Below are 14,913 nucleotides of genomic sequence, written 5' to 3'. Positions count from 1 at the left end.
CTCGTGCTCAGCGCGCCGGGAACGGGACGGTGGCGAGCTCGCGCCACAGGTGGGCGGCGGCCTCGGCGCCGCGGTACAGCATCGGCAGCAGCACCCGCTCGTTCGGCGAGTGGATCCGGTCGGTGGGCAGGCCGGCGCCGAGGAACAGCAGCGGGGCGCCGAGGATGCCGGCCAGGTCGGCCTCCGGGCCGCTGCCGCCCTCGCGGGTGAACAGCACCTGGTCGGCGTCGGTGTCGAACGCCTGCCCGATGGAGCGCAGCAGCGCGTCCATGGCCGGGTGGTCGATGTCGCTGCGGCACGGGGCGACGCCGCCCGGCGGGACGTGCACGTCGGCCTCGATGCCCGCCGGGGTGTTCGCCTGCACCCAGGCGCGCACCTGCTCGCCCAGGTCGGCGGGCACCTGGTCGGCGACGAGCCGGAAGGTCACCTTGGCGTGCGCCTCGGCCGGGACGATCGTCTTGTGGCCGGGGCCGGTGTAGCCACCCCACATGCCGTTGACCTCGGCGGTTGGGCGGGCGCCGATCCGCTCCAGGGTGCTGAAGCCCGCTTCGCCGATGGCCACGCGGGAGGCGGCCGGGCCGGCCAGCCACGCCTGCTCGTCGAACGGCACCCGGGCCATCAGCTCGCGCTCGCGGTCGGTGAGCGGCCGCACCTTGTCGTAGAAGCCGGGCAGGGTGACCCGCCCCGACTCGTCGTGCAGCGCGGCCAGCAGCTCGGCCATGGCGTGCAGCGGGTTGGGCACGGCGCCACCGAAGGAGCCCGAGTGCAGGTCGACGGCGGGTCCGCGGAGGGTGATCTCGGCGTCGGCCAGCCCGCGCATGGCGGTGACGGCACTGGGGACGTCGGGGCCGGCCATGCCGGTGTCACTGACCACGACGACGTCGCAGGCCAGCCGGTCGGTGTGGGCTCGCAACAGGTCGGCGAAGTACGGCGACCCGGACTCCTCCTCGCCCTCGATGAGCAGCTTCACCGTGACGGCGGGGGCGTCCCGGCCGGTGGCGGCCAGGTGGGCGCGCATGCCGAGCAGGTGGAAGGCGACGTTGCCCTTGTCGTCGATGGCGCCGCGGGCGTGCAGCTCGGGGCCGTCGCGGCCCTCGACCCGGGTGGGCTCGAACGGCGGCCGCTCCCAGAGCTCCAGCGGGTCGACCGGCTGGACGTCGTGGTGCCCGTAGACCAGGGCGACCGGCGCACCGGCGTCGGCCGAGGGCCACTCGGCGAAGACGGCCGGAGCGCCCTCGGTCGGCCAGATCTCCACGGTCGGGAAACCGGTGCGGCGTAGCGCCTCCGCCAGCCACTCGGCACTGGCGGCCACGTCGCCGGCGTGTGCCGGGTCGGCCGAGATCGACGGGATCCGCAACCAGGCGTCGAGGTCGGCGTGCAGGTCGTCGAGGTGGGCGGTGACGAAGTCGCGTTCGGCGGAGCTGCTCACGCCGTGGACGGTATCCCGCCGTGCCGACGCGACCGGCCAGGTGCCGGGCTAGGTTGCCTGCATGGCCGTGGGGATGCTGCAGGTGGACGTGGGCGACCTGACCTTCGACGTCCGGACGGACGGGCCGGAGGACGGTCCGCCGGTGCTGTTGCTGCACGGCTTCCCGGAGACGTCGCTGAGCTGGTCGGCGGTGACCCCGCTGCTGGCCGAGGCAGGGCTGCGCACCTACGCACCCGACCAGCTGGGCTACTCCCCCGGCGCCCGTCCCGGGGAGGTGGACGCCTACGCGCTGACCAACCTGGTGCAGGTGACCGCGGACCTGATGACCGCCCTGGACGTGCCGGTCGCCGACGTCGTCGGGCACGACTGGGGCGCGAACGTGGCCTGGGGCCTGGCCGGCTGGCACCCCGACCGGGTCCGCACCCTGACCGCCGTCTCGGTGCCGCACCCGACGGCCTACACGCTGGCCTTCCGTGCCGATCCGGAACAGAAGGAGCGGTCGGCCTACATCAAGCTCTTCTGGCAGGCCGGCAAGGCCGAGGAGGTGCTGCTCGACGACGACGCCCGACGACTACGGCGGATGCTCGACGCCCCGGCCGTGCCTCCCGAGGCGGTCGACGTCTACGTGCGGCAGCTGTCCGCGCCGGGCGCGCTGACCGCGGCGCTGAACTGGTACCGGGCGATGAGCTCGGCCACCCGGGTCGACCCGGTGGAGGTGCCGACGACGTACGTGTGGAGCGACGGCGACGTGGCGGTGGGCCGGATCGCCGCGGAGGCGTGCGCGGACCAGGTCACCGGCGACTACCGCTTCGTGGAGCTGCCCGGGGTCACCCACTGGGTCCCGGAGCAGGCACCCGAGGACCTCGCCCGGGCGGTGCTGGACCGGATCGCCCGAGGGACGGCGGCCGGCCGGGCGACAGACAGCGGGTTGGCACGGAGCGAGCAGGGGTAGACGCGACGCCGTGACCGTGCCGCCGCGCTGCCCCGACCGGGCGGCGGCCACCTGCCCGGGTGACGACTGACCGGTGCTCCTCGCCCTCGCCCTGCTGGGCATGCTCGCGCTCGCCGTGGCCGCGCCGCTGCTGGCCCGGCGCCTCGGCCGGCGGACCGGGTACCCGCTGGCGGCCGGCTACCTGGCGGTCGCGGCGCTGCTCGCCTCGGCCGCCCCGCGGGTGTGGGCCGGTGAGACCGAGACCGCGTCGTGGGAGTGGCTGCCGTCGCTGGGCGTCTCGCTCTCGCTGCGGCTGGACGGGGTCGCCGGCGTCTTCTGCCTCATCGTGCTGGGCGTCGGCGCCCTGGTCATGGCGTACTGCCCCGGCTACCTCGGCGACGAGGAGCCGCACGGGACCGTCTACCTGCTGCTGACCCTCTTCGCGACCAGCATGCTCGGTCTCGTCCTGGCCGCCGACGTGGTGCTGCTGTACGTCTTCTGGGAGCTGACCACGGTCTGCTCCTTCTTCCTGATCTCCACCGCGGGGGCCGCCGCTGCCCGCCCGGCCCGGCAGGCCCTGCTGGTCACCGCGGCCGGCGGGTTGGCGCTGCTCGCCGCGGTGGTGCTGCTCACGGTCGCCGCCGGGACGACGGACCTGGCGACGATCCTCGCCGAGCCCGACCGGGTGCTGGAGTCCGGGCTGGCCTGGCCGATCGGGGGGCTCCTCGTCCTGGCGGCGTGCACGAAGTCCGCGCAGCTGCCCTTCCACTTCTGGCTGCCCGGCGCGATGGTGGCCATGACGCCGGTGAGCGCCTACCTGCACTCGGCGACGATGGTCAAGGCCGGCATCTACCTGCTGCTGCGCTTCTCGCCGCTGTTCGCCGACGAGGCCGCGTGGTCCACGGCGCTGATCGGCGTCGGCCTGCTGACGGCGGTGACCGGGGCGTTCCTGGCCCTGCGCGAGAACGACCTGAAGGGGATCCTCGCCTACTCGACGGTGAGCCAGCTCGGCCTGCTGGTCGCGGTAATCGGCGTCGGGACTCCGGAGGCACTGGCGGCCGCCGTCCTGCACACCTTCGCCCACGCGCTGTTCAAGGCGACCCTGTTCATGCTCGCCGGGATCGTCGACGAGGAGACCGGCACCCGCGACATCCGGGAGCTCTCCGGCATGTGGCGGGCCATGCCGGTCACCGCGGCGACGACGGTGCTGGCCGCCCTCTCGTTGGCCGGGGTCATCCCGATGCTGGGCTTCGTGAGCAAGGAGTACCTGTTCATGGGGCTGCTCGAGGCCGAGGGCGCCCCGTGGGCAGGCCCGGTGGCCCTGAGCCTCGGCGTCACGGCGTCGGTGCTGACGTTCGCCTACGCCGCCCGGATCGTGCACGGCGGTTTCGGTGGCTCCGAACAGCACGCGGACGTCTCCGAGCCCCCGGCCGCCTTCCTGCTGCCCGGGGCCGTCGCCGCGGGGCTCGGCCTGGTGCTCGGTCCCGCGGTCAGCGTGCTGAGCCCGATGATCGTCTCGGCCGCCCGCGACGTCGCCCCGGCCGGGGACCCCCCGGAGGTGTACTTCTGGCACGGGCTCAGCCCGGAGCTGGCCATGTCCGCGCTGACGATCGTGCTCGGCCTGGTCCTGTTCGCGTTCCGCGCCCCGGTCGACCGGTCCCTGCAGCGCCTCCGCCTCCCCGACGCCGGGCAGCTGTTCGACCGGGCGCACGACGGGGTGATCGCGCTCGGGCACGTGGTGGGCGGTCCGGAACGCACCTCCTCCCCTGCCGCCCACCTCAGCCGCCCGTTGGTGGCGTTGGTCGCGCTGGGGGTCGTGGGGACCGTGCTCGTGGGCGGACTGCCCGCCCGCGCCGACACCGACCGCCCCCTGGACTGGGTGGTCGCTGCGCTGCTGACCGTGGTGGTGCTCGCCGCGGTGCTGACCGGCTCGACCATGGCGGCGGTGGGCCTGGTCGGCGTCACGGGCCTGCTCGTGGCGACGTGGTTCCTGCTCGCCGGCGCGCCCGACGTCGCGCTCACCCTGATGCTCGTCGAGGTGATGACGGCAGTGGTGGCGGTCCTGGTGCTGCGGGACGTGCCGGGCCGGCTCGTGCGCACCCCGCGGCGCGAGGCCGTCCCGGCCGCGGCGCTGGCGCTGGGCGCCGGCGTGGCCGCGGCGCTGGCCACCCTGGCGTTCACCGGTCGCCGAGAGCTCTCCGCGGTCGGGGAGCACTTCCTGACCTCCACGGAGGAACAGACCGGCGGCACCAACGTCGTCAACACGATCCTGGTCGACTACCGGGGCCTGGACACCCTCGGCGAGGCCGTGGTGCTGGGCACCACCGCGCTGGGCACGGCCCTGGTCCTCGGCCGCTCCGAGCGGCGCCGCACCCCCGCGCCGGGGACGCCGGCCGGCCACCGGCGGGACGCCGTGCTCGAGGTCAGCAGCCGGGTGCTGGTGCCGGGCATGTTCGCGCTCTCGGCCTTCCTGCTCTGGCGGGGGCACGACGAGCCCGGCGGCGGCTTCATCGCCGCCCTGGTCGCCGGGGCCGCGATCGCACTGAGCCAGCTGACCTCCGGGCCGGACACGCTGCTGGGCCGGCTGACCCGGCCGGACCGGCTCGCCGGCGCCGGCCTGGTGCTCACCGTGGCCATCGGGGCACTGCCCACCGTGCAGGGCGAGGCGTTCCTGACCCCGGTCGAGCTCCCGCTGCTGCACGCCCTCGGGATCGGCTCCACGTTCCTGTTCGACCTCGGCGTCTACCTGCTGGTGCTGGGCCTCCTCGCGGCCGCCGTCACGCGGCTCGAGCACCCGGACCTCGCCGATGACGACGACGAGCCGGGCCCGCCGGGCACCAGCTCCTCGGCCGCCCGTCCCCTGGTCACCGACCGGGTCCCGGAGCGGGCGCCGTGACCGCCGCGCTCGTGGTGGGCCTCCTGGTGGCCTCCGGGGTCTTCCTGCTGCTGCGCCGGGGGCTGCTCCGCGTCGTCCTGGGCTTCGTGCTGCTCGGGCACGCGGTGAACGTCCTGCTGGTCTCCGCCGGTGGCATGCAGCGACGCGGCGTCCCGCTGCTCGGAGAGGCCGAGGCCGACGGAGCCGCCGACCCGCTGCCCCAGGCCTTCGTGCTGACCGCGGTGGTCATCACCTTCGGGATCACCGTGTACATGCTCGCCCTGGCCCGGGCGGGCGACCCGGGTGCGACGACCGGGGAGCCGTTCCCCGGGGAGGACGCGGACCGGGACGGCGAGGCCTCCGACCAGCGCACCGAGGGTGGGCCGTCGTGACCGGCGGGCTCCTCGTCCTGCCCGTGGCCGGGCCGCTGCTCTTGGCCGGACTGCTGGCGCTCGTGCACCACCGGTGGCCGCACACCACCCGGCTCGACCGGGTGGTCGGGCCGGCGGCCGCCGGCGGGGTGCTGGTCTTCGCGGGGTTCCTGCTGGCCGCGACGTCGGACGGTGCGGTGCCCGTGCTCCAGCTGGGCGGCTGGCAGCCGGGCATCGCGATCGTCCTCGCCGCGGACACCTTCAGCGCGGTGATGCTGGCGGTCACCTCACTGCTGGTGCTGGTCTCGCTGCCCTTCGCCGCGGCCCTCGGTGAGGACGAGGACCCGGCCTTCGTCCCGCTCGTGCTGGTCCTGCTGGCCGGGGTCTCCGGCGCCGTGCTCACCGCGGACCTGTTCAACCTGTTCGTCTTCATCGAGGTCATGCTCGTGCCGAGCTACCTGCTGTTCGCGGCGGGCGGCGGGGCCGAGCGGCTGGCCGCCGCCCGGCTCTACGTGAGCATCAGCCTGATGGCCTCCACCGTCCTGCTCGCCGGGGTCGGTCTCGTCTACGGCGTCGCGGGCACGGTGAACCTGGGTGAGCTGGCCGGGGCCGCCGAGTCGTCGCCGGCCGTCGGGTTCGCCGCGGCGGTCGTGCTGCTCGCGCTGGGCGTGAAGTCGGCGGTCGTCCCGCTGCACGGCTGGCTGCCGCAGACCTACTCACGGACCGGCCCCGCGGTCGCCGCGCTCTTCTCGGGGTTGCTCACCAAGGTCGGCGTCTACGCGGTCATCCGGCTGTACTCGGTCGTCTACGGGGGCGCACCGCGGTATCTCTGGGTGATCATGGCCGTCGCCCTGCTGACCATGGTGGTCGGCGTGCTGGGCGCGGTCGGCGAGCACGCGATGCGGCCGGTCCTCACCTTCCACATGGTGAGCCAGATCGGCTACGTCTTCGTCGGGCTGGCCCTGTCCACGGCCGCCGGGCTGAGCGCCACGGTGTTCTTCCTGGTCCAGTACGTGCTGGTCAAGACGGCCCTGCTGATGTGCGCCGGGGTGGTGGAGCACCGCTACGGCACCGGCGACCTCGACCGGCTCGGCGGCCTGGCCCGGCGGGAACCGCTGCTGGCCGGCGTCTTCGCGGTCTCCGCGCTCACGCTGGCGGGCATCCCACCGCTGTCCGGGTTCGTCGCCAAGCTCGGGTTGGCCTCGGCGGCCGCCACGGCGGGGCAGCACCTGGCCGTGGCCCTCGTCGTCGGGGTGAGCCTGCTGACCCTGCTGTCGATGGTGAAGCTGTGGAACGGCGTCTTCTGGGAACCGCCCGCCGAGCAGCCCGGCGCGGACGGGGACGCCGAGCCCGGTAATGCCTCGGCCGCGGACGGCGGTGCCTCGCCCGTGGCCAGCGCCCTCGGGAACCGGGTGCGGCCGCTGGTGCTCGCCCCGCCGCTGTTCCTGGCTGCGGCCGCCGTCGTGCTCGGGCTCTGGGCCGAGCCGCTGCTCTCGCTCAGCACCGTGGCCGGTGCCGAGCTGGCCGACCCCGCTGCCTACGTGGCGGCGGTGACCGGGCGATGAGCGCCGACCCCGGGGCCGGTCCGGCCTCGCTGCTGCAGCGCGGTGCCCTGCGTGCCTGGCGGGTCACCGCCTTCGCCGGGCAGTTCCTCCTCCGGTTCCTGCGCGCGAACCTCGCGGTCGCCCGGGAGGTCCTGACCCCCGGGCTCCAGGTGGCGCCGGCCGTGGTGGTCATCCCGGTGCGCAGCCGGACACCGTTCGAGGTGGCGTCGTTCATGAGCCTGATCGCGCTGACCCCCGGCACGCTGCCGATCGAACTGGACCGGGAACGGCGGCTGCTGACCGTGCACGGGATGCACGCCGGGGACCCGGACGCGTTCCGCGCCGAACTGAGCGACCTGGAGGACCAGATGCTGACTGCCTGGCGGCCGGTGACCGAGCAGCCCGAGGACCGGGCCCCCGACGACGACCGCCGGAGCTGAGCGGTGTTCGTGCTGGACGGAGCGCTCGTCGTGCTGGCCCTGTGCCTGCTGGTCGCCACCTGGCGGCTGTGGACCGGACCCACCGACGCCGACCGGGCCCTGGCCGTCGACTACGGCTTCGTGGTCGTCGTCGCCGGCATCGCCGTGCTGGCCGTGCGGCTGCGCACACCGGCGCTGCTGGACCTGGTCCTCGTCGCGACGCTGGTCGGCTTCCTCTCCACGGTGGCCTTCGCGCGGCTGGTCGCGGAGCGGTCCCGATGACCCTGCAGAGCGTGCTGGGCCAGGGCCTGGCGATCGTCGGCGTCCTGCTGATCGGTGCGGCGGGGGTCGGCCTGGTGCGGCTGCCGGACGTCTACAACCGGGCCAACGCAGCCACCAAGGCAGCGAGCCTCGGGCTGGTCTGCGTGCTGTTCGGCGTGGTCGTGCTCGCGCCGGGGGTGTCGGCGGTGGTGACCCTGCTGGTCGCCATCGCCCTGCAGCTGTTCACCGTGCCCATCGCGGGCTACAAGATCGCCGAGGCCGCGCACCTGTCCGGCGCACCGCTGGCACCGTCGACCGTCCGCGACGAGCGGGACGGTCCCGGCCCGGAGGGCGAGGCCGACCGCAGGTGAGGCACCGAGCCGCGCGGCCCCTCAGCCGGCCGGGCGCCCGGTGACCAGAGTGAGCAGGCCGTCCTCGTCGAGCAGGTCGACCGGGCGCAGCGTGACCCCGGCGGCGACGTGGTGGAACCCGGCGCTGACCCGCTCCACCGGCACGCCGGTCAGCCGGGACCAGCCGAGCCGGTAGGCGGCCAGCTGGACGCCGGCGGCAGCGAGCTCGGCGGCCCCCGGCACGGGGCCGGTCTTCCAGTCGATGACCTCGAAGCCCCCGTCGGGCGTGGCGTAGACGGCGTCGATCCGACCGCGCAGGGTGAGCGGCCCCAGCGGTGTCTCGAACGGCGCCTCGACGTCCACCGGCTGGCGGTCGGCCCACTCCCCGGCCAGGAAGGCCTCCTGCAGCGCGGTGAGCGCGGCATCGGGGGCCGCGCCGGCGTCACCGCTGCCGGGCAGCTCGTCCAGGTCGATCAGCCGGGCAGCACCGAAGCGCTCCTCCAGCCAGGCGTGGAAGGCGGTGCCCCGCCGGGCCAGCGGTGCCGGCGCGGCCGGCATCGGCCGGCGCAGCCGGCGGGCCAGCTCACCGGGGTCGCGGCGCAGCGCGACGAGCGCGGAGACCGACAGGTGCGCGGGCAGCGGGACGTCGACGGTGCCGCGGGAGTGCTCGGCCCGCTCGCGCAGCAGCAGGTCGGCGTCCCGCAGCCACTCGGCGACCAGCGGGTCGTCGGTCGCGCCGAGCGCCTCGGTGGTCAGCGGGTGCGGCTCGGTGCCGGCGACCAGGTCGGCAGCGGCGGTGAGCGAGCGGCGGCGGCCGGTCGACAACGGGTCGGTCGGCCACACGCCCACCGGCCACTCGGCCAGGGCGGGGTTCTCCGCGTCGTCCGCCGGGGGCTCGGCCCACGCGTCGACGACACCGGCGCCGTCCTCGCAGGCGCCCTTGACCGCCAGCAGCAGGGACGACGGCCCGCAGACGGTCTTGCCGTCGCGCCACCAGCTGCCCGAGCACAGCAGCAGGTGCTTGGCCCGGGTCACCGCTACGTAGCCGAGCCGGATCTCCTCGGCCAGCCCGAAGTCCTTCCACTCCTCGACGTAGTCGGCCAGGGCGTCGCGGACCACGGCCTGGTCACCGGAACCGGGGACCGGCAGGTGCAGCCGCGGCAGCTCGGCGCGGTCGGTGGCCCGCAGGTCGACCGGGACCGCGCCGGGATCGCGGATCCAGGAGTCCGAGGCGTCGCCCTTGGCGGGGAACTGCCCCACGGTCATCCCGGGCACCGCGACGACGTCCCACTCCAGGCCCTTCGCCGAGTGCCCGGTGAGCAGCTGGACCGCCTCCGGGTTGACGGCCACCTCGCCGGGCTCCAGGCCCCGCTCCCGCACCTCGGCGTCGGCGAGGTAGCCGAGGAAGGCCGGCAGCGAGGGCAGCTCGGCGAGCTCGGAGAACTCGGCGGCGACCTCGTGCAGTGCGTCGAGGTGCGTGCGAGCGCCGCCGGGGGTCACGTCCGGGTGGCTGGCCAGCTCGGTCTCCAGGCCGAGGCTGCGGACCACCTCGTCGACCAGGTCGGGCAGCGACTCACCCAGCCGGGAGCGCAGCCCGGACAGCTCGTTGGCCAGCCGCCGGAGCCGCCGGTGCCCCGCGGGCGAGTACGCGTCGGGGCGGCCGAGGTCGTCGAGCGCCTCGACGATGCTCCCGCGCTCCCGCGGCAGGACCGGGCTCGCCGGGGCGCCGGCCGCCGGCGGGGTGCTGTCCTCGACCGGCTCGGGGGACGGCGTGCGGCGCTCCCGCACCAGCGCCCGGGACCGCGCCTCCAGCGCCGCCAGGTCGCGCGGCCCGATCCGCCAGCGGGCGCCGGTGAGCAGCCGGCCCAGCGCGTCGCCGGCGCTCGGGTCGACCAGCACCCGCAGGGTGGCCACCACGTCGGAGACCTCGGGCACGTCCAGCAGTCCGCCCAGCCCGACCACCTCGACCGGCAGGCCCCGGGCCCGCAGCGCGGCGGCGATGCCGGGCAGCTGGGCGCGGCGCCGGGCGAGCACGGCGATCGTCGGCCGCGCCGCGGGAGCCCCCGGTGCGGCGTCCTCGGAGCCCTTCCAGCACCGCTCGAGCCGGTCGGCGAGCGCCTCGGTCTCCTCGGCGACCGTGTCGTACAGCCCGCAGTGCACCGCACCCGGACCGGCGACCGGGGAGGGCTGGAGGTCCGGCAGCGGCTGCTCGGGCTCGGGCAGTGCGGCGGCCACCGTGTTGGCCACGGCCAGCACCGCCTGGTCGTTGCGCCAGCTGGTGGACAGGGTGAGCCGCTCGGCCGGGCGCTCGGGGGTGCCGGGGAAGGTGCGGGCGAACCGCTCGATCGTCCCGGCCGAGGCGCCGCGCCAGCCGTAGATGGACTGCCGCGGGTCACCGACGGCCAGCACCGGGTGCCCGCCCGGGCCGCCGAAGAGCGACTCGAGCATCCGCAGCTGGCCGACGCTGGTGTCCTGGTACTCGTCGAGCAGCACGACCCGCCACCGGGCGCGCTCCCGCCGGCCCACCTCGGCGGAGCTGACGGCGACCCGGGCGGCCAGGGACACCTGGTCGGCGTAGTCGATCGACCCGGCCGCCCGCTTGCGCGCCTGGAACGCCTCGACCATCGGCAGCAGGGCGACCCGGGCCCGCTGCCGGGCCACCAGCTTGAGCACCTCGGCGTACGGGCCCTTCTTCCGCCCGGCGTCCGCGTAGCCGCGCAGCTGGGACTCGAACCGCGCCGTCCAGGCCCGCAGGGCGTCGGGGGTGATGTCGTGCTCCCCCAGCTCGGCGGCGAGCTGCAGCACGTCCTCGGTGGTGGTGACCAGGCCCAGGGCGACGTCGCTCATGTCGCCGGTGTGCGCGGCCACGGCGGTCGCGGCCTGGCCCCAGCACATGGCCGGCCCGAGCACACCGGACCCGGGCTCGACGCCGATCCGAAGCCCGTGCTCGGCGACGATGCTGGCCGCGTAGCCGTGGTAGGTCGCCACCGTCGGTGCCGCCACGGCGAGCCGTTCCCGGAGCGCCGGGTCGGTGTCCGGGTGCTGGGCGAGCGCGGCCAGCCGCTTGCGCACCCGGGCGTTGAGCTCGCTGGCCGCCTTGCGGGTGAACGTCAGGCCGAGCACCGCCTCCGGCGCGACGAGCTGGTTGGCGACCAGCCAGGCGACCCGGGCGGCCATCGTCTCGGTCTTCCCCGACCCGGCGCCGGCGACCACCACCAGCGGCCGGTCGACGGGAGCGGCGACCACGCCGGCCTGCTCCGCCGACGGCGAGTGGCCGACCCCGCTGCGAGCGGCGGTCTCGGCCGGGGTCAGCAGCCGCGGCGGCTCCGGCGCGACGACCGGCACCATGCCGGGGAGGTCGAAGCTGAGCTGTTGAAGGACCCCGTCCTCCCCTCCGCTCGCGAGCTCGCGAGGGAACCCGGGACGGGGCCGGGAAGAACCGGCAGAAGGCGTCATCGGGTCACCTGCCGGCCGGACTCCTGCATCGGGCAGCTGCGGCGGAAGGCACACCGCTCGCAGTCGGTGTCGGTGCGTGCCACGAACTCCCCCGCTCCCATGCCCGCGCCGACCTCGGCGATCAGCTCGCCCGCCCAGCTCTGCCGCGGGTCGACGTCGACGGGCAGCGGCGGCTGCACGTGCTCCTTGGCCGCCTTCTGCGCGCCGCCCACCTGCAGCAGCGCCGCGCCGCCGGTGGCGGTGCCGTGCTCGGCGAAGGCGCCTTCGGTGACGGCGAGCTGGTAGGCCGCCAGCTGCCCGTGCTCCGCCACGTCCCGGGGCGCGGTCTTGCCGGTCTTCAGGTCCACGACGACCAGCCGGCCCTCGGCGTCGCGTTCCAGCCGGTCGACCTGCCCGCGCAGCCGGGCCCGGCCGACGGTGACGTCGAAGTCCTCCTCCGCGGCGATCAGCTCCCGGTCGGCGCGGGTGTGCCAGGCCAGGAACTTGGTCAGCATCTCCTGGGCCCGGTCGCGCTGGCGCTGGTCGAACCAGCCCGGCCCCAGGTCCAGGCCGTCGAGCTCGGTGTCCAGCACGGCGGGGGCGTCGGCGGGCGGCAGCCCCTCGGCCACCTGCTGGGCCACGTCGTGCACCGCGGACCCGACCGTGCGGGTGGCCTCCGGGGCCGCCTCCGCGCCGACCGCGCCGAGCACCCAGCGCAGCGGGCACCGCTGGAAGGTGTCGATCGCCGAGGGCCGCACCGGCACCACCTCGGCCGGGTCGACCAGTGGCGCGTCGTCCGACAGCGGGGCCAGCCCCCACCAGCCGGCCGGGTCGGCCCCGGGCACCCGCTCCTCGGCCAGCCGGCGCAGCACGGCGGCAGCGCTGCTCCGGCGGGCCGGCGGCGTGTGCGGGTCGGTGAGGTGCCGGCGCAGCTCGGCGACGAGTGCGGGCAGGGTCAGCTGCCGGGGCAGCGGGGTGTGCGGGCGCGCGCCGTCCCCCTCGGCCGGGGCCGGCACCACCAGGTCCAGGAAGCGCGAGGCGGTCGCCCCGGCGTCACCGCCGTCCAGCGCACCGTCGACGGCGGTGACCAGCAGCCGGCGCCGCGCTCGGGTGCAGGCCACGTAGAACAGCCGCCGCTCCTCGGCCATCGCCTGGGTGCGCCGGTCCAGGGTGGCCGGGTCGGTGCCACCGGCGGCGTCGACCAGGTCCTCGGCGCCGAGCAGGCTGACCCGGCTGCGCAGGTCGGGCCAGATCCCCTCCTGCACCCCGGCGACGCAGACCAGGTCCCACTCCAGGCCCTTGGCCGCATGGGCGGTGAGCAGCCGCACCGTCTCCCCCATCGGTGCCCGCGCGGCGCCGCTGTCACCGGGCAGCTGTTGCGCCCCCAGGTGCTGCACGAACGCGGCCACGGGAGCGTGCGGGAGGCGGTCGACGAAGCCGGCGGCGGCGTCGAACAGCGAGACGACGGCGTCCAGGTCACGGTCGGCCACCGCACCCGAGGGGCCCCCGGCCGCGCTGGCCCGCGCCCACCGGTTGGCCAGCCCGCTGGCCTGCCACATCGCCCACAGGACGTCCTCGGCGCTCCCGTCGGCCGCCAGGGAGAGCCGGCCGGCCGACAGCACCCGGGCCACCCGAAGCGCCGGCCGGGCCAGGTGCTCGGGCAGGGCGTCGAGCAGGGTGGCATCGGCCAGCACCGCCGCCAACGGCGCGCCCCGGACCGCCGGGTCCTCACCCCGGGTGGCCAGCTCGCGGCGGACGGCCCGGCGCAGCCGCCGCAGGTCCAGCACCGTCGCCCCACCCAGCGGGGAGGCGAGCAGGGCCTCGGCGCCGGGCTCGTCCAGCCCGGTCTCCGTCGGCGGCTCGGCGTCCGCGGCCGTGTCGGCAGCGGCCGGCAGCAGTGCGGTGAGCGCGGCCAGCAGCGGCTGGACGGCGGGCTGACCGGCGAGCGCGACGTCGTCGGCGGAGACGGCGACCGGCACCCCGGCCTGGCTCAGCGCCCGGCGGACCGGACCGAGGCCGGCGGCGGCCGACCGGACCACCACCGCCATCTGCGACCACGGCACGCCGTCCAGCAGGTGCGCACGGCGCATGGTGTCGGCGAGGAAGGCGGCCTCGGTGGACGGGGAGTCGAAGACGTGCACCTCGGCAGCGCCGGGGGCGGTATGCTCCCCCGCCTGCAGCCGGCGGTGCTCCCACGGCCCGGGCAGCCCCTCGGCGACCCGCCGGCTGACGGCGAGCAGCTCGGTGCCCGAACGGCGGCAGACGCCCAGGGAGAGCCGGTCGGCCGGCCGGCCGTCGCGGTGCCGGAAGCGACTCGGGAAGTCGATGATCCCGCGCGGCTCGGCGCCCCGGAACGCGTAGATCGCCTGGTCGGGGTCGCCGACGACGACCAGATCACCCCCGCCCCCGGCGAGCAGCTCGACCAGCTCGACCTGCGCCGGGTCGGTGTCCTGGTACTCGTCCACGAACAGCCAGCCCGCCCGCTCCCGCTCGGTGCGCAGCAGCTCCGGGTCGTCGTGCAGCTCGTCGATGGCGGTGCGGACCAGCTCGGCCGGGTCGTAGCCGGACGCCCCGCCGCGGGCGACGGTGGCGAACCAGGAGACGTCCTGGTACTGCCGGAGGAAGTCCGCGGCCGCCTCCCAGTGCGGCAGCCCGCGCTCCCGACCCCAGGCGGACAGCCGCCGGCTGTCGATCCCGCGTTCGGTGGCCCGCAGCAGCAGCTCGCGCAGCTCGTCGCGGAAGCCGTCGGTGCCCAGCGCAGCGGCCAGGTCGGCGGGCCAGCGGACGGCGCCCTCCTCGTCGGCGTCCCCGCGCAGCAGCTCGGCCAGCACGGCGTCCTGCTCGGCGGAGGTCAGCAACCGCGGCGGGGGCTCACCGCGCAGCACCGCGGCCCGGCGCAGCACCCCGAAGGCGTAGGAGTGGAAGGTGCGGGCCACCGGCTCCCGGATGGTGCGCCCGACCCGGGCGGTGATCCGGGTGCGCAGCTCGGCGGCGGCCTTGCGGCTGAAGGTGAGGACCAGCAGCCGCTCGGGGTCGGCGCCGGCGTCGATCCGCGCGGCGACGGCCTCGACGATCGTGGTCGTCTTCCCGGTGCCGGGGCCGGCCAGGACCAGCAGCGGACCGCCCCGGTGGTCGACCACCGCCTGCTGGGTCGGGTCGAGCTGGGGGCGGACCACCGGCTCCGGCTCCGACTGCACCAGCCGGTACACCGGCCCGGAGACGCCCGGCGACGACTCGGCCGTGACCACCGCTGGACTGCCCGCCTCCCCCCGCACACACCGATGAGACCACGGGGGTA

10 protein-coding genes are annotated in these 14,913 nt (G+C 76.0%); 7 read left to right on the top strand and 3 right to left on the bottom strand.

Annotated elements, in window-relative coordinates; all coding sequences use genetic code 11:
- Window positions 1-7: 7 nt before the first annotated feature.
- Window positions 8-1,429, bottom strand: a complete 1,422-nt coding sequence (locus O2W53_RS18875; protein ID WP_269164612.1) for a M20/M25/M40 family metallo-hydrolase — start codon at window positions 1,427-1,429, stop codon at window positions 8-10.
- A gap of 61 nt (window positions 1,430-1,490) precedes the next feature.
- On the opposite strand from O2W53_RS18875, the gene O2W53_RS18870 reads away from it, so the two are divergent.
- From O2W53_RS18870 to mnhG, 7 genes are all read left to right on the top strand, one after another.
- A complete protein-coding gene (locus tag O2W53_RS18870) occupies window positions 1,491-2,381 on the top strand; it encodes an alpha/beta fold hydrolase (protein ID WP_269164611.1) in 891 nt (296 codons plus the stop codon).
- Between the two features lie 73 nt (window positions 2,382-2,454).
- On the top strand, window positions 2,455-5,256 hold the full coding sequence (gene mbhE, locus O2W53_RS18865; RefSeq protein ID WP_269164610.1) for a hydrogen gas-evolving membrane-bound hydrogenase subunit E: 2,802 nt from the start codon (window positions 2,455-2,457) through the stop codon (window positions 5,254-5,256).
- On the top strand, window positions 5,253-5,627 hold the full coding sequence (locus O2W53_RS18860) for a sodium:proton antiporter (RefSeq protein WP_269164609.1): 375 nt from the start codon (window positions 5,253-5,255) through the stop codon (window positions 5,625-5,627). The genes mbhE and O2W53_RS18860 overlap by 4 nt, the downstream gene beginning before the upstream one ends.
- Complete coding sequence (locus tag O2W53_RS18855) at window positions 5,624-7,171, top strand: monovalent cation/H+ antiporter subunit D family protein (RefSeq protein WP_269164608.1); 1,548 nt, start codon at window positions 5,624-5,626, stop codon at window positions 7,169-7,171. Before O2W53_RS18860 ends, O2W53_RS18855 begins: the two co-directional genes overlap by 4 nt.
- Window positions 7,168-7,590, top strand: a complete 423-nt coding sequence (locus O2W53_RS18850) for a Na+/H+ antiporter subunit E (protein WP_269164607.1) — start codon at window positions 7,168-7,170, stop codon at window positions 7,588-7,590. Before O2W53_RS18855 ends, O2W53_RS18850 begins: the two co-directional genes overlap by 4 nt.
- 3 nt (window positions 7,591-7,593) lie before the next feature.
- Window positions 7,594-7,851: a monovalent cation/H+ antiporter complex subunit F gene (locus tag O2W53_RS18845; RefSeq protein ID WP_269164606.1), complete on the top strand. Its 258-nt coding sequence runs from the start codon at window positions 7,594-7,596 to the stop codon at window positions 7,849-7,851.
- On the top strand, window positions 7,848-8,201 hold the full coding sequence (gene mnhG, locus O2W53_RS18840) for a monovalent cation/H(+) antiporter subunit G (protein WP_269164605.1): 354 nt from the start codon (window positions 7,848-7,850) through the stop codon (window positions 8,199-8,201). The genes O2W53_RS18845 and mnhG overlap by 4 nt, the downstream gene beginning before the upstream one ends.
- Window positions 8,202-8,222: 21 nt before the next feature.
- Here the strand turns inward: mnhG and O2W53_RS18835 are convergent, their stop codons facing one another.
- Window positions 8,223-11,636 carry an ATP-dependent helicase gene (locus O2W53_RS18835; RefSeq protein ID WP_269164604.1) on the bottom strand — a complete coding sequence of 1,138 codons (3,414 nt, stop codon included), beginning with the start codon at window positions 11,634-11,636 and terminating at the stop codon, window positions 8,223-8,225.
- Entirely contained in the window at window positions 11,633-14,863 is a 3,231-nt protein-coding gene (locus tag O2W53_RS18830) for an ATP-dependent helicase (RefSeq protein WP_269164603.1), read from the bottom strand. The genes O2W53_RS18835 and O2W53_RS18830 overlap by 4 nt, the downstream gene beginning before the upstream one ends.
- Between the last annotated feature and the right edge of the window lie 50 nt (window positions 14,864-14,913).

The sequence above is a fragment of the Modestobacter sp. VKM Ac-2978 genome, assembly GCF_026968025.1.
Taxonomy (GTDB): Bacteria; Actinomycetota; Actinomycetes; order Mycobacteriales; family Geodermatophilaceae; genus Modestobacter.
The sequence above is the reverse complement of the archived record's forward strand: the minus strand, read 5'-3'. Positions and strand labels throughout refer to the sequence as shown.